This is a genomic window from Opitutaceae bacterium TAV5 (genome assembly GCA_000242935.3).
Classification (GTDB): Bacteria; Verrucomicrobiota; Verrucomicrobiia; order Opitutales; family Opitutaceae; genus Geminisphaera.
The window spans coordinates 67,393-90,254 of sequence record CP007054.1; the positions used below are offsets into that span (position 1 = coordinate 67,393).

At 56.5% G+C, this 22,862-nt stretch carries 19 protein-coding genes; 6 read left to right on the top strand and 13 right to left on the bottom strand.

Translation table 11 applies throughout. The features are described 5' to 3' along the window. Positions 1–70: 70 nt before the first annotated feature. The 12 genes from OPIT5_00315 to OPIT5_00370 form a co-directional block, all read right to left on the bottom strand. Positions 71–361 (bottom strand): hypothetical protein, encoded by a 291-nt coding sequence (locus tag OPIT5_00315; GenBank protein AHF95012.1) that lies wholly within the window; start codon positions 359–361, stop codon positions 71–73. Between the two features lie 81 nt (positions 362–442). Beyond that, positions 443–7,069, bottom strand: a complete 6,627-nt coding sequence (locus OPIT5_00320) for a hypothetical protein (GenBank protein ID AHF95013.1) — start codon at positions 7,067–7,069, stop codon at positions 443–445. Between the two features lie 49 nt (positions 7,070–7,118). Then, positions 7,119–7,370 (bottom strand): hypothetical protein, encoded by a 252-nt coding sequence (locus OPIT5_00325; GenBank protein AHF95014.1) that lies wholly within the window; start codon positions 7,368–7,370, stop codon positions 7,119–7,121. A 7-nt stretch (positions 7,371–7,377) separates the two neighbouring features. Then, positions 7,378–8,280: a hypothetical protein gene (locus OPIT5_00330; GenBank protein AHF95015.1), complete on the bottom strand. Its 903-nt coding sequence runs from the start codon at positions 8,278–8,280 to the stop codon at positions 7,378–7,380. A 311-nt stretch (positions 8,281–8,591) separates the two neighbouring features. Then, positions 8,592–9,161 carry a hypothetical protein gene (locus OPIT5_00335; protein ID AHF95016.1) on the bottom strand — a complete coding sequence of 190 codons (570 nt, stop codon included), beginning with the start codon at positions 9,159–9,161 and terminating at the stop codon, positions 8,592–8,594. 8 nt (positions 9,162–9,169) lie between these two features. Continuing rightward, the gene (locus tag OPIT5_00340) at positions 9,170–9,967 is read right to left on the bottom strand and encodes a hypothetical protein (GenBank protein ID AHF95017.1); all 798 of its coding nucleotides are present in this window, start codon (positions 9,965–9,967) and stop codon (positions 9,170–9,172) included. Positions 9,968–10,090: 123 nt separating this feature from the next. Further along, complete coding sequence (locus OPIT5_00345; protein AHF95018.1) at positions 10,091–10,489, bottom strand: hypothetical protein; 399 nt, start codon at positions 10,487–10,489, stop codon at positions 10,091–10,093. 58 nt (positions 10,490–10,547) lie between these two features. Continuing rightward, positions 10,548–12,134, bottom strand: coding sequence for a hypothetical protein (locus OPIT5_00350; protein AHF95019.1), 1,587 nt, complete (start codon positions 12,132–12,134; stop codon positions 10,548–10,550). Between the two features lie 27 nt (positions 12,135–12,161). Further along, on the bottom strand, positions 12,162–12,860 hold the full coding sequence (locus OPIT5_00355) for a hypothetical protein (GenBank protein ID AHF95020.1): 699 nt from the start codon (positions 12,858–12,860) through the stop codon (positions 12,162–12,164). A 330-nt stretch (positions 12,861–13,190) separates the two neighbouring features. Continuing rightward, positions 13,191–13,601 carry a single-stranded DNA-binding protein gene (locus OPIT5_00360; GenBank protein AHF95021.1) on the bottom strand — a complete coding sequence of 137 codons (411 nt, stop codon included), beginning with the start codon at positions 13,599–13,601 and terminating at the stop codon, positions 13,191–13,193. 42 nt (positions 13,602–13,643) lie between these two features. After that, positions 13,644–14,279, bottom strand: coding sequence for a hypothetical protein (locus tag OPIT5_00365; protein AHF95022.1), 636 nt, complete (start codon positions 14,277–14,279; stop codon positions 13,644–13,646). A gap of 23 nt (positions 14,280–14,302) precedes the next feature. After that, positions 14,303–14,944 carry a hypothetical protein gene (locus OPIT5_00370; protein AHF95023.1) on the bottom strand — a complete coding sequence of 214 codons (642 nt, stop codon included), beginning with the start codon at positions 14,942–14,944 and terminating at the stop codon, positions 14,303–14,305. A gap of 61 nt (positions 14,945–15,005) precedes the next feature. Here OPIT5_00370 and OPIT5_00375 point away from each other — a divergent pair, with 61 nt between their 5' ends. After that, the gene (locus OPIT5_00375; GenBank protein ID AHF95024.1) at positions 15,006–15,119 is read left to right on the top strand and encodes a hypothetical protein; all 114 of its coding nucleotides are present in this window, start codon (positions 15,006–15,008) and stop codon (positions 15,117–15,119) included. A 5-nt stretch (positions 15,120–15,124) separates the two neighbouring features. On the opposite strand, the gene OPIT5_00380 is transcribed toward OPIT5_00375, so the two are convergent. Next, positions 15,125–15,553, bottom strand: a complete 429-nt coding sequence (locus OPIT5_00380; GenBank protein AHF95025.1) for a hypothetical protein — start codon at positions 15,551–15,553, stop codon at positions 15,125–15,127. 94 nt (positions 15,554–15,647) lie between these two features. On the opposite strand from OPIT5_00380, the gene OPIT5_00385 reads away from it, so the two are divergent. From OPIT5_00385 to OPIT5_00405, 5 genes are all read left to right on the top strand, one after another. Continuing rightward, positions 15,648–18,227 (top strand): hypothetical protein, encoded by a 2,580-nt coding sequence (locus OPIT5_00385; GenBank protein ID AHF95026.1) that lies wholly within the window; start codon positions 15,648–15,650, stop codon positions 18,225–18,227. A gap of 284 nt (positions 18,228–18,511) precedes the next feature. After that, positions 18,512–18,877 carry a hypothetical protein gene (locus OPIT5_00390; GenBank protein AHF95027.1) on the top strand — a complete coding sequence of 122 codons (366 nt, stop codon included), beginning with the start codon at positions 18,512–18,514 and terminating at the stop codon, positions 18,875–18,877. Positions 18,878–20,325: 1,448 nt separating this feature from the next. After that, positions 20,326–20,940, top strand: coding sequence for a hypothetical protein (locus OPIT5_00395; GenBank protein ID AHF95028.1), 615 nt, complete (start codon positions 20,326–20,328; stop codon positions 20,938–20,940). A 310-nt stretch (positions 20,941–21,250) separates the two neighbouring features. Further along, positions 21,251–21,403 carry a hypothetical protein gene (locus tag OPIT5_00400; protein AHF95029.1) on the top strand — a complete coding sequence of 51 codons (153 nt, stop codon included), beginning with the start codon at positions 21,251–21,253 and terminating at the stop codon, positions 21,401–21,403. A 1,045-nt stretch (positions 21,404–22,448) separates the two neighbouring features. Beyond that, complete coding sequence (locus OPIT5_00405; GenBank protein AHF95030.1) at positions 22,449–22,856, top strand: mucin; 408 nt, start codon at positions 22,449–22,451, stop codon at positions 22,854–22,856. Positions 22,857–22,862: the final 6 nt, after the last annotated feature.

Below are 22,862 nucleotides of genomic sequence, written 5' to 3' on the forward strand. Positions count from 1 at the left end.
CGGCCCTCGTTTGTAGGAGTCACCGGCAAAGTCGGCTCGCTGTTCTCTTCGGCAGACACCGGCTTCCCTCCTAGAAGTTGTTAAGGCTTGAGGTTATTTCCGTGAAGGAGATGAACCCGAGTCTCTCGAAAAGGATCGTCATACAAACACTGCTACCGAGGACAACCCAGGCCATCTTCAGCTTTTCGTTTCGCTGTTCCGCATCACGATCATTCGCGGCGTCGCGATTGAGGCTGAGGCAGCGCCACAGGCCCAGAATGAGGGCAAGGCCGATCACCCATCCAACGACAGTCTTTGTGCTTACAGAATAGCCACCCACATCAAAGGCGGCAAACATGAGGGGAATGAATGTATTAGGCATGGTAGGTTATGGTTCCGGGAATGTACTGTTACAATGTTATGACTTGTCCATTTTCTGAATTTACGGCAAGTGCAAAGCTCCTCAACGATTCATGGCTCTCGCCCCGACGCGAACCGCCTCCGCTACCTGCGGTTCGACGGCCTTCGGTCCTCCGGTCAAGTCCGGTTGGTAACTCTTCACCGGCATGTCACGATTCTCGCGCCTGCTGCCCCTGACGTAGGGATGCTCGACCATATCTTTCTCCAGAGCTTCCAGTTCCGCTTCCAAGGATTTCAGGCGTTCATCGGAGGGTATCGTCACCTTGGCAAATTCGGCTTTGGTGACTTCCAGGTCGGCTTCCAGGGATTTCAGCTTCATATGGGCAGATGCCAGCCTTTCCTCCACGAGACGGGGAATGTTGGTGACTGTCCGGAGCAACATTCCCGCGCTGGCAAACTGTGTAAGGGAAACCAGCAGATTGCCCTCCCCTCTTACCGGGTTTGCAACGCTCATCAACAGGGATTCGGCCTCCCGTCCGGACGACTTGAAGGTAACGAGCGCATAGGTCAGCCGAACCCTGAATCCGTTCACGGTCAGACTTCCCAATGGATGCTCAACCTGGCCGTCCAGTTTCGTCTGCCGAAGTGCATCCACCAGTCCGGAGAGCTCCTTTTCAACCTCCGTTGACGATCCGGTGATTATCGTCGGTTTTTTCGCTTTGGCCCTTTCGGCAAACCATTCAATTGTCGAACCGCGTTCGACCGTTCGCAGGTCCGAAATATCCACGGTCAACTTGGACTCAAACGGCGTCGTGTTTTGTGCAATCCAGTTCTTCTCTTTCAAGGCGTGAACGATCTCGACTGTCTGGATGGAATCCACCCATTGCTCAAGGCTCCGTATCTGACTCTTGAGCGAACCTTTTCTGGACCGGACCACCTCGATCGCCAGTCTCTCGTCCTTGATGTTCCCCTTGAGTTCAGCGACCTTCAACTGGCGCTTGTCGGCCACAAGCGCCGCCTTGAATTCCTCAAGCTGGATTTCCCCGACATCATCAATTTCGTCCTCGCCTCCGGATTCTGAAAGACCCTGCCGGATAAACCGCCGCTTGGTCTGGATGCGGTTCCAGATCGCTACGGTGCAGGTATCCTGCATCCCGTAAAGAAACACGCGGACCTTCTCATTGGTGTTGCCACTTCGGACAATGCGGCCGTCACGCTGCTCTTGCTGGTCTGGGGTCATGTTCCGGGGAGGGTCAAAATTATGAGCCGCGTAAAGCAGGTCCTGAAAATTCGCGCCTATACCCAGCTTGTCGGACGAACCCAGCACAACGAGTATCTCCCCCCGGCAAACGCGCTCGAATATTTCTGCGCGCTCCCTGGCATCCTTGGCCTCACCGATGATCGCGATCTCCTCTGGTCTGAACTCGCCGGAGGCCACCAGTTTCGACCTGATTTCGATGTAGAGATTGATGCCTGCCGTGCCTATCCTGAAATCGGCTTTCTCGTCCGTAACAGCCTCACCGGCATCCTGCGAGTCCGGATCATCGGATGCAACGGGTTCCGGTGTATCGTCGATCTCGATACTGACGGACTTCATGCCCTTGGCCCTGAGCTGGTCCAAGACCGACGTGTTCATTGTCCGATACCGGTCCAGGAAGATGACCTGAGTTTTCCTGCCGGTCGGGGCTGTCTCCCGCCGGATGTTCACCACATTCCTCACGATCGTGTTCAACAGCGATCCCGGTTCATCCGGGGCAGACGGATTCACAAGCCGGGGATCGATCGAGGCTGCCATTCCCATGCCCATGAGCGTCAACGGAACAAACGACATCTCGCGTTTCTCTTCCCCGGACAATTTCTCGTACTGATCGTAAATCTCGGAGAGCTTTTCCATCTCTTCCAGGACGGAATCGGTGATGGGCACCACGGCATGTTCGACTCCACCGGATTCGTGTTCGGGCAAGGTGAGATTCAGCTTTTCCGGATCAAGCTGTATATCGCAACCGGTCCGGACAAACTGAGCGAGCACCCGTGCGTTTACGAATTTCGACATTCGCTCAATGTAGCGATAACGCCCGTTTGCCTCGTTCATCTCCAGACGGGTCTCCGTCTCACAGAATGATGTCTTGAAATCGTCAAAATAGGGGACCCCGAAATCCTGCAAGGCATTCGGATCGAAAAGCCGGTTCATGTTCCAGAACTCCGCCATCGTGTTGGTGGCAGGAGTACCGGACAGGCCGATCACACCCATGCCCTTTCGCCGACTCTGGATGATATCACCCTTCATCAACAAATCCCGGCCCCGGTTCGACGTGTTTGAGTCGATTCCCTTGATATCCGTGAAGGCGGTCGCGAAGCCTGTCTTCTTGTGCCGGTGGCATTCATCGACAATCAGGAGGTCCACTCCAAGCTGCTCCCAGGTGAGGCCAATATCCGATCGCTTGGCCTGCTCGTTCATGAACGCGTTCAGGGCTTCTGCCTTTTTCTCTATTTTCTTCTCAATCTTCCGTTGGTTTTTTTTGTCGTTTAATCCGGATACAACATCGAGTGAATAACGGAGGTCTGAAAGCTCCTCTGCCATCCACCTTTCCTGCGTCTCGGTTGAAACCGGGATACGCTCGAACTGCGTTCTCGACATGAGAATGCAATGCCAGTCGCCATAGGCGACAAGGGCCTTGAAATTCTCCCGCTCTTTGGGAGAAAAATTGGCGTCATCGGCAACGAGGATGTTGTCCTGTGGATAGACTTGCCGGTATCCAGCGACAAACTGGGCGTAGTTTGCCGAGTCACACACCATAAGCGGCTTCTTTGCGCTGCCGATACGACGGTGCTCGTGGGCAATCAGAATGGCCGTCAATGTTTTCCCGTACCCGGTTCCATGCGCAACCACACCGGCCGGTTTCGCCAAAAAGCGGGCGACGGCATTCCGCTGGTAGAAGCGGGGGACAAGAGCCCCGGGCCCGGTCGCGATTCCGGGAAAGGTCAGGTGTTCCCCTTCATGCCTTGGCGGGACCACGCGATTGAAGCGGGCGTTGAACTCATCGGTCAGGATTTTTTTGGTGTCCTCGCGCCTGCCAACCCATGCGGTCCACTCGCTGTTCAGTGACTCGACACGAGCCCGAAGTATTGCTGTCTCCTTCGGGTTGAAGACCTGCCCACCCCCTTCGATCCGGTCCATTACCTTGCCGGGATCTTGCGAAAGAGCATTCTGCACAACCTTGTCCCAGGAGACTCGCGAAGTACCGAAACGGGATGATGCTGTCTGCGAATAATGACCCGAGAGGCCTGGCCAAAACCAGATATGAGAGCGCGGGTCATAGACGGGAGAACTTTTCAGGTTTACGCCGGCCACCTCGTTTATGAATTCCTGATAGAGATACCCCGGCACCCACGTCGCACCAAATGGAGCACGCACCCGTTCAAACGGAACCGGTTGCGGTGAGACCGCCTCAAGTGCAGCAACGTTCATCCCAAATCTCGGATCGAGAATCGCCGCCTTACGCGCCTTTTCCAGCTCGGTCAGGACATCGCCCGACAGGTAGGCTGTCCGGTGAAGGAACGAATCCGGGTCTCCGATAACGCGAAATGCCTGCCCGCTCTCTGCAATCTCGTTCGCCAGTGCTTCGGTGTCGTCGCGCCCCAAAAGATCAGCGATGTAGGCCACATCAACCGTTCCCGTCTGGTTCAGGCTCGCGAGGATGCCTTCCTCCAGCGTCCCGACGCTAAGGAGCGCAGCCTGCTCCGGCGGGTAAAGGGTTCGCACCGACAGGATGCCGGCTGGAATAACCTGCTTTCGCTTGCGGCCGTCATCTCCTGCGACCTCGCGCACCTGTTCGAGAGCAAAAACGCTGGTCAACGTGGTGTCTTGCGGAGCCAGTCCGCGCAGTTTCCGGAACACGTCATTGAGCCTGCCGTGATCCTTCACGAAGGATTCATAGGCTCGATTCAGTGTGCCCCGGTGGGCCGCACTCACTTCGTCCGTCGTGAGGATGTTTAGATCCATCGCGATCTGCTCCATGAGCAGTTCGCGAATGTTGACATAATCCCGGGCCATTTTTTCCGCACTCTCCAGCTTGCGAAACCCGGCGGGAAGGTCGCCCGAGAGTTTCCATTCGGGTGCAACCAGCTCGCGGTCGGATCGGACAACATACACGTCATGTCCCCGGACAACGAGGCTTCCAGGCCGTTCGTCCATAGTCGCCATCAGGCTGGCGGGATCACTGACGACGGATATTTTTCCCCCGATTCTTTCCGAGCTGTTCGGAACATGAGGTATCTTTTCAGTAACTACGGAAAGACGGTCGACCAGTGGCGGCGCGCCTTCCGGGGATGTTACCGTATATTGCCCGCGCTGTTTGTCTTTCCCGTACATCTTCCCTCGAAGGCTATGGTAGCCCAGGACCATTTCCGGGTGGCGAATATAATATTCGTTCACCGAAGCAACGCCGACCTCGAATTCCTCACCATGCTGGATGCCGGTAAATTTCCCTTCGTCCGGTAGTTCAACGGGCATCAGTTGTGTCCAGTTCTCCGCCTCGGGATAATACTGGCCATCGGGCTTACGCAATAACAGTACATCCGTCACAACCTCCGTGCCGGCATTATGGACAAAGGCATCACCGGGAAGCCGAACCGATCCCCACAACTCAGCCACCTTGGCCAGTTCGGCCCGCTGGTCGTCATTATTCTGCAAGGTGGATGCGGAGGTAATGATAACGGCAATACCGGATGGCTTCAGCTTGCGCATGGCTTCCGCGATAAAATAATTATGCAGGTTGAAAGGCACGGGCCCCAACCCTTCCTGCACGCCTGGCCCAATCTCGCTGAATGGCACGTTTGCGATGACAAGATCGGCGCTTCCCATCGGAATCATCGCCTCCTCGAAACCGCAGGCATGAACTTTCGCCTGGGGGAAGAGTTTGGCTGTAATCCGGGCGGCAACGGAATCGACCTCGACCGCCTCGACCGCGCTCCTTGCCCGTAAATCGGGCGGCATCGCGCCCAGAATTCGCCCGCTCCCCGCCGCCGGCTCGATTACGCGGCCGCCCGCAAAACCGGCCTTCCGTGCGATCTTCCAGAGCCAGTGACAAACCGATTCCTCGGTATAGTGGGAGTTGAGAATGCTGGCGCTCGCGGCATTCCACTCGGCCTCCGTCATCAGCTCCCTCAACTCCTTTTGCAGATCACCATATTCCGCCTCCCAATTCAGGTAACTCAGCTCCGGCGAATACCGCCCCGTCTCCGCACCCCAAAGCTCTTTGTCACGTTCAGCCTTCGCGCGAACCTCGGCCATGAAGTCGCCGCCCCCATACCCGTAGCCTCGCTGGAAAGTTTCCACGATCGCATCGTTGTTCTGGAACAACTCCTTCGTTCCTCCCCACCCGTTGAACTTCGCAAGGATGGACTTTTCAGCGTCCGTTGCCAGCCTGTCCTCGGCCTCCAGCTTCTTCATGGTGCGGATTGCCTCGATGTTCGCCCGGATTCTGGTCTTCTTTCCCGCCGGTGTGACTGTTTCATGCTCCTCGTAATGGAAATCCCTCTCCTCCTGAGAAAGCACGGCACCGGGGGCTTCCTCCTGTATCACTTTCTCGCTGTTCCGCGAGACACGCTCGCGCAGGAAGCTAATCCAAGCGTCCTCATTTACCCATTTGCGCAAGGTGTCACGCAACATCCTCCCCTCGGGAAGTACCGACTGCAACGACTCCCCGCGGTTCAGTGCATGTTTCTCAAAATAATGCCATCCTTCCTCGGCAATGGCGAGACCGATGGCCGGCGAAAGACCGTTCACTTCCACCCGTTCCAGAACCGCCATGATTACCCCCACCCTTTGCATTCGCACGAGTTGTGACCATCGGCGTGCAAAGAAGGGGGCGATTCTGGTCACCGTGCTGTATTCGTCAGGTGAAACCCTCCCGGAAAACCGCCCCAGAATCCGTCTGGCAAGATCGCTCTCCGCTTCCTCCATCGCTATTTCCCTCTGAGATCCGGCAGGAGGCGTGACAATATCGACAATATCCTCGGCCCATGCCGATGCGAAGGCCTCGGCCGGTTTCCGGTCTCCTCCTTCTGTATCCGATATTAAATGACTTTCAGTCATCGCCCCGCCGGCTCCTCCCGACTCCGGCCGGCCGGTATCCCTGCTGACTGCCGGGCGGGGAACCTTCGGCCGCCCGGTGACGTTCCTTTCACCCGGAACGCGTCCCCCGGTCGGGTCCGGTTCTGTGGGCCTCTGTACAGGCTGACGTTGTAGGGGAGGAGGCTTTATCGCGGTAGGAGGCCGCTGCCGCTGCGACGACTCAACGGACGGGCCTTCCGCGAAGGCCTCGGGCCTTTTCGATGAACCGAATATTTCGGCGTGCCTGCGCCTCACATAGGAAATTTCGATTGCGGATTGTACCTCGTAAAACTGTGGCTGCTTCCGTCTGTTCAGTCGGTTCGGCGCAATTATCCGGAGGCGGGCGGGAGCGCGGCCCCACTTCATGGTCTGAAGCTCCGTGAATCCTCGCGACAGCAAATCCTCGATCCACTGCTGCCGGGTCACCATGCGGGGCTTCATCGTCCCCTTTCTGGTATATTCCATCAACCGACCCAGCGCAGCCTTTTCTGCCGGAGTCAGGTCAATCCCGTCCGGAACCGCGGCGAGGGGGTTTTCGGCATCGTCCTCGACGATGACAGTTGGAGTTGTGGTCGCGATAGAGACCTGCTCGAAGTCCAGCTCATCTTGGTGCATGGTAAATTCAGGACCACGGCCGGCACCTGAATTCCGGCACCAGCCCGGATTATCCGATCAGGAAGTTGATCGACAGAAGTGCGATCAACCCTCCGCAAAGATGCGGAATAATCCTGACAGGTTCCCGATACCACACGTATTCGGTTATCCCATACACCAGTACTGCGACGCCTGCTATCGTAGCCAGCAGGAGAATAACTCCCAAGGGTGAGAACCTGTCCGTAGATTCGATGACAAGCCGCAGGTACCCGGAGCAGACCTCCGTAAAGGCTTCCAGCCATATTCCTGCATTTATTGTCATATACCATCTACCTCACTTTCGATCGGCCCACCCAGGCATCCGGTAAAGGGACATTTGTCCCACTTTTTCTGCCTGACAGCATGGCAAATACCCGTGCAGGTGCGCGGCGCAGCTCCCTCGGACAGAACCGGGCTCTCATTGCTGCATCCGCCGGCACGGAAACAAACTGCCGCCCTGCACCGGGATCTCCCTGCACCGGCCTGATCAGCCCGAGCGTCTCGACCCGGGCAATGAATGTTGCAGCCGAGTTCCAAGCCACGCCGGCCTTGTCCGCCAACTCTCCAACATTCATCGGTCCGCGGACCTGTGCGAATACAGGAACGAGGTCTAACGTAGCCTTGGAGGAGCCAAGCCGGGCGAACATTGCCCTTTCCTGCTCCATCGACTCGCCCACCACCTCGATTGCTGCTGCACCGCTGTTTTCCATGAGCGATGCCATGTTGCCAAACAACGTCCCTGATGTGGCTCCAAGACCGGGCACAAGCGATGAACCGGCTGGCAGAACCCCGTACAGGTGCAACTCGCCGGCAGAGACCACAGCCTCCGCCACTCTGATCGTTTCCGGCCCGAACCCGGCACCCCCGAGGGTCTCATCGACCGAACGACCGATCTCGCCTACGCTGGCAAACACCCTGTCGCTGTGGATGTCACGGTTGAATCCCTCCAGTGGGCCAGTCCCGCCCGGAAGGTTCAGGGCCTGTGAAATGCTGTTCGCCAGTTTTCCAACCACGTCGGCCTGAACGAAACGAAGCCCATCGAGGTACTCTGAAACCCAATCGTGGTAATGCTCCGACACGACGCCCAATTTTTCCGCACCGTCCTTTCCGAGAAGATCCCGGACTCCCTCCTCAAATATGGATGAGCGCAGATTCTCGGTAAGGGCTGGTTCCAGCATCGCCCATTGAGCCATAACGGCCGTTGCCGAATTCTCGGACGACTTGGGGCGAACGGATATTTCAGGTTCATGGACCATTTCATTTCAAAAATGGGATGTTTTTGAAACAGTCAATTCTTTTACCTTGGAATAAGAATAAATTTTTGCGCCTATCCATCCCCAAAAAATATGCCCGCCAGAACGGGCATGCCGTTGCCTGGCCCAAGAGGAGGAATCGTGTGCGGAGCGCGCGGCCTTCGAAGACTGGATCAGCGTTTGCGGTTTCGCGTGCGGATCACCTTCTTCTCCACCATGTATAGAACTGCCATCCGGGTCGCTTGTACCTATCAGCGCGCACCCGTCAGCCTTCCGGTTGGCCTTATCGTGTTCGCCTCCAGAAAATCGTCATTCTGTAGCCGATCGGTGAATACAACAATATTTATTCCTGAATCCGTCCGCTGCGAAGGGTACCTGATCGCGACGAAATCCCCAACCCCCTCTGCCACCAGTTTCCCCAAGGTCTGTAGCCGCGTCATCGATGCCGTGAAGCGCCAGTCCTCACTGATTGCAGCAAGATCAATTCCGATTACGTTTCTTGTCTGTTCGTCGCAGATATCCAGAATCCTTCCGAGTTTTACCCGGACAGCAAACTCGTGGGCCTCCACAAGGTCAGGATCTGTATCGGGATCGAGACTCTTCTGAACATGTTCGAACTCTGCCCTCGCTGTTTTTTTCTCCAGGGCAAGGTAAATCCGGCGAATGCCTCCGGGATTACAGCGCCCCGCACCGATTTGTGCCTGCAAGTGCTTGAATTCGGAGTCTCTCACAAGAATTCCTCCAAACATCACCCTGAAAGCCGTGCCTTCAAAAGGCACGGCCGTTACCTGACCAAGGGCATTTCTCAGCTTTGCTGGCATGAGGGACTTCAGCCGCTAAAGTCTCCCGTAAGGAATTGGTCAACCTTTTCCGCAACTTCATCAATCTTGCCAGCCCTGAAATACGCTTCTGCGCTTTCATTGCCAAAGAGTGGCAGCCGCTTCCGAAACCAGATTCGGAGAGCGCCATCTTTTTCAAATTGTTTGATTTTTCTCAAACGGGCTATCCGTTCGAAATGCTCCAGTAAACCTTGGGCGTGCAAACTGGTGGGGTTTTTCCCGAGCCCTTGTTTGCTCATCCCGCATGCAGTTGCGAGTTCACTGTTCGTCAATCCGAACAATTCACCAACCTTGTTGGCATCCAGTCGGCCGTTCTTCCTATCGCGAAGATCCTCCGCACTCATTCCTTCAAGTGCGTCCAGTGCGAACCGTCCTTCATTAACCGCGGCCGGAGCGGTTGCTTTCTGTTTTTCCTGAAGCATTCTCGTTATGGAATCGGCAATGTTGCTCGATATTGACACATCGCCAAGATCAACGGTCCTGACAGAGAGAATCCTCACAAAATCCTTTTCTTTCACCGGCAGGCAGAAATAAACATCCCGGTCCCTGTATCTGGAACGAGTGCGTTCAATATCATCAATCAATCTAGCGGCAACCACCTCTACATCAGTTTCCTGCTTACGCCTGTTCACTTTTCCCCTGCACCATCCGGGCAATTCAAGCTGATGCAGAATCATGCCGGCCAAGAGCGGTGTATCTACCAACTTGATACTTGCGAGTGCAAACAGTTCCTTCGCGGTTTCTTTAAAGGTACTGCTCCTGGTTTCCACGAAGGTTTCGATGGTCATAACACACCAACATCGTCCATATCGTCGTGTCTTGTCAACTCATGGTAAGCTTTCAGGAAACGAAAAGTAAACGTTTTGTAAACCACACATCTACCCTAGTCTCGCCAAGAAAACCGGCCACAATTACGACCTTGAGCGGCCGGAACGGCTGTTCGGGACAGGCAGGGGGCCAATGCTGGCGGTCGGGACAGAATCCCCGCGGACGGCCACCCTCGCCCCTGCCAGATCCAGTCCGAAATCCTTCTGCATTCTTTCGACAACCTCATCCCATGTCCTGCGCTGCACATCGGAGCTGGGCCCGAGTTCATCGAAAATCGTCCCCTGCCATTCCCCCGGCCGCTTCGCACTCGGGGACACAATGAGATACGCTCCCTTTCTAAGCTGCGGTAAATCGCAACGGAATGTGCAACGTCCATACTGTTCCAAAAAGGCTGCGGCCGCAGCCTTCCTCTCATCTTCCTTCCGCCTCACATCGCCCACCAGATCATCCCAAGTTTTCATCGTTAAATAGCTCCGGTCCATATGCAGGGATAAGGCGGTCCTTCCACAGATTGACGAGAAAGGAGTGCAGTCCCCGTCGTCATCTGCCCCGCGTCCTCCGTGTGCCCTCCGCAGGTAACAGGGGAGACCCCATACACGCCTCCCCCTGGACCTTTACCCTGGAAAGCCGGGTAATCCTTACCCCCCTGAACTCCTCGTGCTCGGCCACCGTCCCTGCCAGACAAAAAGTCTTACCCACTGGTTCATACCCAAGACCTCTTTTGCCCGTCATCCACGAAAAAAGGTTCCCGGCCTGGTCTCTGAGGCGAAAGGCGACTCCTGGGAAGGGACCTCCGTATGGAGTTGCGGAAAGCAATTCCAGCGTGAATTCCTCCCTTTTCCCTTTTGTGCCCACCCATTGGCTCGTTGCTCTGGCTTTTTCCATCACCTCCTTTTTCTCCGCATTCTCCCGGGCCTTCACGATCGACACCGCGTGTCTCAACCGGCTTTCGCTGACCCATCCGGGTGAGTAGACGGCTTTCAATGTATCCAGATACGTGTTACCTTCCTTTTCTTCCGCACCGGCAAGCCACTCGACCAGCCGCCGGCCCTTTTCACGGTCCGCTTCCGTTACCGAATAGAGCGCCGTATCCAGCAGGAACTTTCTGTGCTCTTCCAGCGAGGCCAGCTTTGCTTTTATTTTCGAGAGAGCAATGTCCAGATTTCTCGCGGTTGTCGGATCAAGACCGGCGGGGATAGGCTCAGCCTCGCATTCCTTTACCTGCTTCTCCAGCTTCACGATCTCAACTGCGGCCAGTGCCGCATCCCGCTCGTTTTTGGGGTACAGGAGCAACATGAACTCAACGGATCGCCAAGTGGCCTCGGGGTTGGGTCTGAAAGACGGGAACGCCTCGATGCTCGATGATTGCCATCCGTGTTGTCTCACACAGGCCACGGCGTGGGCGGCGACAACCTCCGCATCCCAAGCTGACAGGGCACCGCCCCCCGATCCCCGACCGGCATGCAATCCCTCGCTTTCCGCGTCCACGTCATCTGCAAACGCAGTGAGCAGTGCCCGGAACTCCATCTCCTGCACCGCCGTCTCGGCCCTTTCGCCTACGTAAAGCGTGGCGCACTCCGTTCCCAACTGCCTTGTCTCGCCATCCCGATTCCCTACCACCAGCGTTCCCGACCTGATTCGTTTCAATCGGCAGTGTTCGCAAACCAGCTCACCGTGACGGTATTTCTCAACTTTCGGCAAGTCCTCCGGGTCGGCAAAGATTTCGTTGGTGAGGGATTCCGGTACTGCTCCCTCGTCGGTCATCTGAAGCAGTACCCGCTTCAGGGAGGCGACAACCCGCCAGTTACCTTCAAGGCGAAACCCACCGGAGGGAACGGTCACACGGCAATCCACGACAGGAACAACGCGCTTTGCCTCTTCCTGCCCCTCCGGACGGCCGCTGTCCAAGAAAACCACCGTGGTTGTCTGAACTTCCTCCCGTTCGGATTCCCACAAAACCTCCAGCTCCGGCTCTGGGATGATTCCCGCGCGGCGGGCGGCACGGACAAGCCCTCTCACCGCCTCCTCGATCCGGTATACCGACCATTTACCGATCGTGAAGCGCAGGTCCGTAACTTCACGGGTTTCTCCCGTCGCCGTTACAATCTTTCGCGTGATCTTTTCCATGTCGCGCGGAAATTTGCCAGAAATCCCCTACCTGTTTCGGATCGGGGGTGTTATCCCTTGATTCGGAGGCAATGGTGAGCTGTTCCCGGGAAGCTGTATCTGGTCATTCTCGAATTTCAGTCCGATTTTCTTATGCCAGGCCAGCATGTGCCGGAAGAGCGGAGTAGCGTTTCGGGTATCATACAGGGCGAGGCAGGTTTCATTGTAGTCCCTCTGGCCCTTGGCCGGTATGCTCAACCCGTCCAGTCCATTCGACAACAACACACCGTTCATCAACAGTCGGCCCGTCCGCTTGTTTCCATCATAAAAAAACTGGTTAAACGGTATCCACGCGGATGCTACATACGCACGTTCCAGAGGCGACCGGATCGAATTCAGGTACACCGAACCGGCCTGGAACAATTCTCCAAGCCTCTCATGCGGTGGAGGCGTGTAGCTGGTTCCGGCCACACCGACTCCACCATCCCGGAAATTTCCAATTTTTAACGCCTCGCCCTTGGCGACGCGCGCGTTGAGGGCAATCGCGATGCTTTCGTTGATGGTGAAAGTTCCGGCCCGGACCAGCTCGATCAGTAGCACATGTGCATCGCGCTGGTTCAGCACCTGCTCCTGATCCTCAAGTTTGTGGCCGCCCACAGTAACGCCATCCAGCACCGTCTGCACCTCCGGAAACGTGAAGGGGTTGCCCTCGAGCGCCACGGAATCGAAGACGAATTGGGATAGCATTTTTTTCAGCCGGAAAATTGCTGCCTCCTGTCCAACAGGAAGTGGTGTCCCGATAAACAGAGACGGGTCATAGGAGAAACCGAGAGCTTCGTTCATGGTCAAATGGTGTTGGTGTGTTACTTGCACCGGTCCGGAGGTTGGCGGCAACCTCATAACCGGAAGGGCATTCCCTTGTTCTCGTCCACCCGGCCCTCCCTCCAGATCGAAATGAACGAGCGGGAATACGTGACTGACCGTGCGGGCCCGCTCTTTTGTCGCGGCTGGGGGCCCGACGGTCGCGGAGCACCTTCAGGAGTGGCATTCCGCCCCATCAGTGCACTGCCCCGCCTCTCAGGGACTATCATCCCCATAATCTTCACTCTCGTCATCCTCCCGGGTTTCGGGACTGTCATCCCCGGCGCTACCGGGCCGGGCTCCGAGGAACTGGAAATTCTCCAGAATCACTTTCATGCGGCTCCGCTTTTGCTTGCTCGCCTTGTCTTCCCACTGGTCGAGTTTCAACCGGCCTTCCAGATAGAGGAGCTGTCCCGAACCTGTGTGTTTGGCGATCGTCTCCCCCCTTTTACCCCATGCCTCGAGTTCAACAAAGGTGGTGTCCTCACGGGTATTTCCGGCCTCGTCCTTGAACTTTCGGCTGACCGCGATCCCGAATTTGCACACAGATTTCCCGGTGGGGGTAACGCGCAATTCGGGGTCACGAGTCAGATTTCCAATCAACTGAACCTTGTTCAGAGCAGCCATTTCATTTCCTTTCTTTGTATTTGTTATTAACCTACACAAGTTTCAGAAAAACAATTTCCCGACCAGCAGCCCGAGGCCCATTGTCACCGCTCCCATTACAATGAGCTGGGCCTTGCTCTTCCAGGTATGCGACTCGGTCAGCTCGTGGTTCACCTTCATGGCATCAATCAGGCCGGGTAACTCCTTCCCGTATTCGCCCAGAGACTTCGTCAGATTCTCCAGCAGGGTATGGCTTCGGGCGAGGTCGGACGAATACCGGGCTGTCTCCTTCCGCGTGCTGGCGACCTCTTCCGTCGCATTTCTCATGCGCGCGGCGTAGATCTGCGTCATCCGGACAAAGGCGTGAACCACGTTCGTCATCTGTTGCAGAGCCAGTTGAGACCGGGCGTCGGACATACACAGCGACTCATGCACCAGAAAGGCCGGATCATCGTCGGACAGTTTGCGCTCTTTCCAGCGGGTTCGCATGTTCACCACGGCGGGCAGCTTCGTAAAAGCAATTCCGTAGATGCGCACCGCCTGGGCAAAAAAATGCTCCATCTCGTCGGCCAGTTTCGCAAGCGCCTCCCGATCCTCTACCGGCAGGTCTTCGGGGATGTCGATCAATCCGCGCGCGAATTCACGCGTCTGCTCCTCCTCTTCCGGCGTCGCCGTGAACATCGTCTGTTCGTCGCTCATTGTCCGATCGATCCTTCTTGTATCTACTTCCCGGTTACGAGAAGGTTATCCGGCAGCAAGACCGGCGAAAGCCGTTCCATCTCCGTGCAGAACGCTTCCCAATGGGTTACAGCCCGGTCGGCAGTGAACGTGTCGAATTTCTGCGACATCAAAGCATACAGGCTGTGCGGAATACCTGCGGAAGTGCCCTGCAAATGCCCCACCATGTCGGCTGACATTCCGCGAAACGTCGTCTGGTACAGTCTCGGGATCTCCACGCCGGAAGAACGGAGGGCTCCATCCCAAGGGAGCAAGCGGCGTTCCTTCTCGTTTCTGACAATCACCACGTCCGCCCGCCCCCCGATCTCATTTATCGAGGCTATCGCCGCCTTCGTCGTGTCGTCAGTCGCGTCCACCGGAATCGCAAAAGTAATGTCAAACCCGTACCGGCTGGCATTCGTGTAAAGCCGGATGTCTTTCGCCCATTCAAACACATCCTGATCCTGGTTGGCTACTCCGTCCATCACGGCAACGTCCGCGCGGGCATCGCCGGCAATCAATGTCCGGCACACATTGTCCAGCACGATGTTCCCGTCATCCCCACGCCAGTCGATGCTTTGGAAGAGATGCGGAGGCGTCAGCGGCGTTGATCCCTCCGGCCCGAAAATCCGGCTGAGTGTGCGCATTCGTGCATCCGGATCGAATGCCGCCACTGTCGGCTTTGAGGGGTGATGCACAAACCAGTCTATGAGCGCCGCAAGCCAGGTCGTTTTCCCGGCCGAACCTTTCGGCTGGATGCAAATGATCAACCGGCGTTTCCCGGTCTTCGGTGTGGTGGTCGCTGATTTTTTCATGACTTGAAATTGCTAAACATTTTTCACCCTGAAACCCCTCAGCCCCTCGGCCAGGTTCTCGCGGGAGCGGGCAAGGATTGCATTTTCGTGCGTTGCCGGCGCCGCCGATACCGATTCGCTGTTTACTGATTCTGGCACGACCGGAATCATCCGCCGCCGCTCCCGCGCCCTCCTCCGGGCTTCGAACAGGGGGCGCACTGGTCCCTTCAACAGCTCGTTCACCGCCCGGACAAAGTTCGGGTATGATACCCGGTAGCCGGCTTCCCCGACCGCCCGCCATATCTCCATGACCGTCCTCCCCTCCCCTCTCAGCTCCTCAATATCTTCCCGCAGCGGCACGAGTACATCCACAACACGGGCATGAGGAGGCCGCGCCCTAATCCGGGCAATCTCGGCGCGGAATCGCTCCACATCAATTGGTCCCGTTGTCGCTTGTGTCATGGCAGCAGGCACTCCTTCGGGTTTGTTTCAATTTAATGACTTGTCCATACTTAAAACTTTCGGCATTTATTCCCAATATCGAAAAGACGCATAAATGACACGTTATCAATATGCTCTATATCTCGTCAGGCGAACCGTCGAAGCCCTGGCTATCGTCGCCCTGGCTGTCGTCATCGTCCATCTCTTGCAGCGAAACGGAACCGTGTCGCCGGCATCACATGATTGGGCACTGAAAAGCTGGAACGCCGTGGCGTTCTGGCAGAACCGCCAGGCCCGGAAAGCGAGGGTGTTCCGGGTTATCGAATGGTGGACGATTCCTGCCCTCGCCGGCCTGGTCGCCCATCTGATCATCGGTCCCAAGCAGAAACGCCCGATCTACCTCAAAACCCCGAACACGATGTTTGCCTATGGCGGCGTCCGGGTGGACCGGAATGCCGGATGCCGCGGGGGACAGATCTATGGGGCCACCGGCACCGGGAAGACGCAGATCGTGATCAACCCGCGAAACCATTCCATCGCAATAAACGAGTGTGGTGTCGAAAAACCCTCATGGGCGAAATCCCGGGCCCGCGCGCAGTTCGAGGCTATCCGGCAAACTTTCAGGGAGCAGACAGCCGAGGCCCAGGCAGAAATCAACCGGCTGGTCAGGGAACGGGAGCGCCTGGCCGCAAGGATCGAACCTGTCCAGGACAGGCTTCTGGACGAGCTTTTCGACGCCATCAACAGTTACCAGCGAAAAAACCCGACCAAGCCGTTCACGGCATGCGTGTTCGGCGACGATGCAGAGGACACCCCGCCCGAGGTTCGACTGCACACCAGGAATAGCGAGAACGAGCTGGAAAAGGACTGGACCAAGGTCTGGCTCCGGTCGGGGGCAGGCGTCACCCCCGAAGATGCCTTGCGCCTGCTGTCGTGGGCAAGGGCTGCCAACCGCTTCGGCGTCATCTCCAGAATTCCCGCTTGCGGCAGTCAGGCATTCCAGACTCTTCTCCAAGAATACGCCGGCATGGTCGCCGAGGACAACCGGCTGAACGAGAAGGTCAACGAACTCGGTTTCCTCATCCAGGTGAAGCGAAACGACCTCCAGCGTTTTGCCGACGGCATCAAGGACCTGCGCTATAGGGTCCCCCCCTACGGCGCTCTGGTACTCGGAGCCAAGGGAAACGAGTGGCAGGCCACTGTCCCCATGCTCAGGCACTACAACCGCGACGAGGATATCTGCCTGTTGCAAACGCGCCCTAGCAACGCGCCCGACACATGGACCCCGCCGGCACAGTTCAACCTGATTTCCTATCACGACCTGCCCGCGCCGACCTACGCACAGTTGCTGATCAACACCTACGCGACCATATCACACAAGGACAAGATGGACTACTTCGACAACAGCGCACGCGACCAGATCGGCTACGGGATCGAGCTGTTGCGCGCAATCACCCAAGACCAAGGGAGAATCGGCGTCCCGGAAGACCAGCGAGTTATCCCCAACCTGAAGCTCGTCTGCGAAATCTTCACCAGCCTGAACAATTACAACACGTTCCTGCTCGATCTCGGAGCCGCCCCCCGCGAAATCCCCGAGACCTACATCGACAACGAGAAGCAGCCGGACGGCACCTACAAACGCGTCGAAAAAACCCGCGTGAAGAAGATCAACCCCGTTCTCACCTCCTCGCGCATCGCCGCAGCTCGCAAGGAAATTGAAGGGGGTTATTGGGGTCTGGCACCAGAGACGCAGCAATCCGTGATGGGCACCATTCGCAATGTCCTCGTCCCCTTCACCGAGGCCGACGTCGCCGAGGTGTTCTGCGAGACCAACACTTTCGACCTGCGCGAAATCGAATCCGGAAAGGTGATATGCGTGGCGATGCCCCCGAAGTATTCCGTCCAGCGCCAGTATGTTGGCACAATCCTGAAAAACCTTGTCTTCACAATCATCAACAACCGCTTCGACCTTAGTGAGGGCGGCGACGGCCGACCGCCCGATCCGCGATGGAAATACCGCAACCTCGTCATCGTAGATAGCGACGAGCACCAGATCAGCGCCGGGAAGGAAGACGAGCGCGTGGATATCATCCGGCAGGCAAACGGAACCCTCTACGGGGCCTCGCAGACCAGGAACGCGCTGTGGAAAACATACGGCGGGAAGGAAGCGGCCTCCCCCATTCTCGCCAATCTCCGGAATGTCTGGGCATGCCAGGCAGGTTCGGACGAGTGCGCCGAGGAAACCAGCAAGCTCATCGGAGAGGCGATCATTGCCGAGCATTCCTATTCGTCGGGGCGGGGCGGCACCAACACCAGCTACCGCGAAAAACCCCTGATCTCCAAGGCACAGATCAAATCGCTTTCCCCTTTTCACGTTTTCTGGATACCCGCGGAAGGCAAATGGCTCTACAAGTTGCTGATTGCGATGCCTGTCACACCTGATGCCAGGATTCCGTCGTGGTGGTTCGGAGACTGGAATCTGTTGCACTGGTTTTTTTACTATGCGTCCCTCCCCCCTGCCCTCTTCGGCATCCGCCTTCATCCCGGCCACGACTTCATCCCCCCGTGGCACGCACGCGCTCCCTGGCGCGCCCAGCTTCGCTATCTGTGCGGCCTCGACGGAACCTTCATCATCATCAGGAAGATGAAGCGGCGAAAGGCCGAAAAAATGGCGACACCAAAGCATCAACGCTGATACTCCGGTTTGTTCGTGACTTACACAGCGTGACATGTCACGCTTCCGGGTGCCTTTGAGTATGAAATCTCCACAGGATCACGACCATGGAAACGGTAACACAGATTGAGCAGGGAATCCTCGATAATTCCCAGCAAACCAAAGCTTTATCGGATAGACTCCGCAAAAGGGCACTCGCAAGGGTGCGCAAGGCCAGGCAGCGCCAGAAACAACGTTCCCGGCAAAACAAGACCATCACAATTATCCTCTCTCCAATAAGTTCCGGAGCACTGCAACAATCCGCCTTGCTGGTTGGAGATTCGGTCAAAGGTCAGGCCGAACTGTTGCTCCGCATCACCGCCCAGAGAAATTTCCGGGATCTGGTGCAACTCGCCAAACATGCAGCCGAACTCTGGCCCCGGGTGGAACCGTATGTCAGGTATGCCGCTTTCCTCAAGTCCCCCGGGACGCATTTCCGAATCCGTGATCAAACCCTCACCTTTGAGGAAGGCGGTCCCCTGCTCGACCAACTCTCCGAATTGCAGGCCACGCTGTCCCGACGCGGCTACTCAGCACGAAAAGCCGAGTCCTTTATCCGGAACGCGGGAAACCGCCTGAGTCGGCTTCGTGAATTCCCCTCCCCTGCCCCGCACCGGCAAACCGTTCCCTGATTGTCACCCAAGCAAGTCCCCCGCTCCCCCTTCCCCCTCTCCCCCAGGGGAGAGAGGAACCTCCCGCTGACCCGACCGGCGGGGCTCCCGCTACGCTCATCACCGCCCCGTCCCGGTTCAGCTACGCCGGCCCCAAGCCCGCCAGTTTGCTAGTTTAGCAATATGCCAGTTTGCCGGGCAACAAGCCCTACATGACCGAATCCATTCCGCTGGACACCGCCGGCTCCCTGCCAGTTTGCCAGAATAGCAGATCCTGCATATTACGGCCGGCTCCTCACCCGGACAGGGATGTGCCCATTCCTGCCAGTCTGCCACATTGCCAGTAAATCAGACACACAAAACGCACCTCGCCCCGACCTTCGCTCCCTGCCCTATCAACACCCTGCCAGTTTATCAGGTTGCCAGTTTGCCAGCCTGATCAGTCCGACATCCCGGAGTACTCAACCTCACATCGCCGTCGCGCTGCCATGGTGACATGGTCGACATGACCCTCCCCCGCTTGTAGCCTCTGCTATTCTCACATATTGCCAAGCTGGCAGGATCAACCGGCCATCCGGCCCTGCTTTGCAGCCCCAACCAGAACTATCAGGATGGCAGAATAGCAATACAGCAGGACTCCAGCCTCACCGCAGTGTCCCCCTACCTGCCTCCCTGCCAGTTTGCCACTTTATCAGAATAGCAGTATGCCAGCCCGCTGGCTCCGGTCATCCCAAACACCCGAACGCTACGCAAGACCGTATCCCCCGGGGGATACTTGCGAGAGATGGGGCGGATTGCCCAGAAGGCCCACTAACGACATTCGGATCATGAAACCGAGACAGGAGAGGCCGACTGGTTGTTCTGCCCCTAGGTCATGAATCCGGTCGCATATGCTGATCTAATGCCCCGTTTTCTGTCAATCTGCCAAACTGGCAGACTAGCAGGAATCAATCGTTTCCCCCAAAACCCACCTGCACGCGTTGATACCCTTACCCTTAAATCATCCTGCCATTCTGCCAGCTTAACAGGTTAGCAATGTGGCAGAATACTAGGCCCGGATTGCCCGGGCCACACAAGGACACTGCGCGGGCCCCAGCAGTCCTGATGACTGCGGAAGCATGACCTGCCAGCGAGGAAGACCACACCACCACCCCGAATCACTAAACCGGGGCAGGGGAGGGGGGATGCGGCAGTCTGCCAGACTGGCAAGCTGGCAGGCAATCCCGCGCTCCAGAGGCGAGCACCTGGGCTGCAGGGCAGGGTTCCAAAACCAACATTTGCCTCTGCTATTCTGGCAGAATAGCAGATTGCCAGTTACGGACCACTATCCTAACGTTCTATCCGATCGAATCTTAATAACTCTCCTTGGTTCCGCAAAGCTGATATACTGGTAGGTTGTCAACCTGCCAGTTTGGCAAATTACCAGTTTGACATGCTATCAAACTGGCAGCTTAATTCATAGAACACCCATGAATATCGCGCTCATTTCCAAAAAGGGGGGACCGGGGAAAACGACGCTCTCCATTCTTCTCAATGAAGCCCTTCTCCAAACCAACCAATCGGTTTCCATCCGTGACTACGATGAGCAAGGTTCGGCAAGCAAAGTGCTGCGAATTCTGTGCCAAAATAATGACACGCAAAACATACCCCTTGAAAGCCTGGGGAGCAGGGGAGCTATTCGAATATTTGACACGCCTCCCGACCTGACAAGCGCCGCCACCCGTGCAGCCGCGCTGGAGTCGGACGTGATCCTGATTCCGACAAGTCCTGACCCCCTGGACATGCAGGAGGTGGAAGAGGCCTACAAATTCGCAACCCGCACAAATCCCAATGCGGTTGTCAGAATCGTGCTCAACAAGGTTCGCGCGAATACCATTCTTGGCGAAGCAGCAGCCAGTTTTTTGAAACAGATCGGAGAATTGCTCCCGGCAACGCTCAACCTGCGCGAATCCTACAAGCACGCTTCCCTCAAAGGCTGGAACTCCCTCGACTCCGCCGCCCAGAAAGAACTGCTGAAATTCACCACGGCCGTCACGCTACTTCTGCCGATTGCAGGGGCTGCAACCCAAACGAACCGAAGGTAGCACTTCTGGAAACTGGTGGAACTTCCGGCATACAATTATCTTACTTCCAATGAGTCTGAAAAAATCGAAATCCAAAAAAGAAGATCTCCTCGCTACACTCCGGCAGTCTGTGGCTCAACGCACCCAACCTGCTCCAGAAGCCTCAATCCCTCCGGATACACGCACTCCACCGCAACACCATCAGCCGGAACCGGCACCGGCGTCTTCTGCCGTTCCGCCGTCACCGGCTGCACCAGCCAAATTTAAAAAACAGACCTACACGTCCGCGGTTGGCGGCCTGTACCTCCGCGAAGACGACAAGCGTATAATCATGGAAAGGAGCACGATTCTGTACTCCAAAAACATCAAACCCTCCAATACACTGATTGTCCGGGCGGCCCTAAGACTGCTTCCGCGTGACCATACTTTCATTGAGGCTGTCGAGCAACTTATCCAGGAAGGCAAGCGTCGGGCCAACGACTGACGATCCCGCATTTCCCCCGGACACCCTCAACCGGCCACGGGCAGCCGCAAAACCCAGGCGGCAAGCTTGTCGAATTCAGGATTCAGGGGCACCGGGCAGGGGAGGGGGGAGGCGCTTTCGGGATATCAGGAAGCTTCTACGCGATCAGGGGAGCCAACTGTCTGCGGCCGGATTTCAAGTACCCCGCCTCTGATCAGATCCATCTCGATACAGCGACGGACATGCCCGGACCAGCTCAAGCCGAGTGATTTCGCGCGCGCTTCCACCCTCGCTTCGAGTTCCGGGTGAAGGGAAAATCCCTTGGTCTTGGATACGCGTCCGTCTTTCACCGATCTTCCCATGCCCGCATAGCAAAGAAGCAAGCCGTCGAAGCAACCCGGTTTTTCTGCCCACGTAAGACTGTTCACCCGGGTAAGGTGAATGCCTGGCCGGACAAGCAGTTTCCTGCTTAACGGCGGCACCTGGGCTTCGCACCCCGTTTTCCTTTCTTGGCTTTGACCTGGTCCAGGAGATGGGCGGAAGCATGAATTAATTTTGTCATTGCCTTAAGACATTGGGCGAGGCAGAAGAGAAAGATAATGATGGTTTCCATCCCCTAACTACATTGGTCATTTGGAGGAAATAAGGGTGTTTGCGGTTTCACACAAACACCCTTGTTAATAATCATTTGCGACGCCTTATCCTCCGGTTTCCTCTTTTCGGGGAAGCCCGACGGGTTCGGCGAATCTGGTAAGTAAGGGACACCAGATTGCATATTAATTGCAATATTTTACAATGATATCGATAGTAAACATACGCCCCTTAAGGGCCTGCAACGTCCGTAAACCCCGATTTATATAACCTTTTGTTTTACAAAATTTTATAACAAGAAACCGGTTGCCCACACCGAAACCACCCGGGATAGATGAGGGCCTACGATAAAAGGCCTTTTACCGTGCACCCGGACAACACTGGTAGCTTGCGAACAGGGCAGGGGGGTCGGCCGTTTTTTTATTGAATTATTCGTCTGGCAATCAGCTACACTGATTCCTATCTACTGGTATTTATGCTCACCCAGAAAATTGAGGAACTCACAAATCTTCGGCTGCGTATTGCCCAACTCGGTGCAAGTATCGAGAAGGAACGCACCGCCGAACTGTCTGCGCTGCCCGGCCAATATGGTTACGCAAACGTCAACGATTTCATCAAGGCCTTGACTCAGGTTGCCGGCGGCAACCGTGGCAAACGCGCCAAGAAAACCTTTCCCGCAAATTCGCCCCAAAGTTCCGATGCCAAGAGAACCCGCGCAACGATAACCCCGGAAATCAGGGAGCAGGTAAAGGCTGCCGTCCTCGAGGGTAAAACCGGCACCGCCATTGCCACCGCGCTCGGCATTTCGGTTCAGAGCGTGCAGAAAATCAAAAAGGCTTTCGGCCTCGTGAATGCTCCGGCCCCTGGGCCGGCTACCTCCTGATCGCAG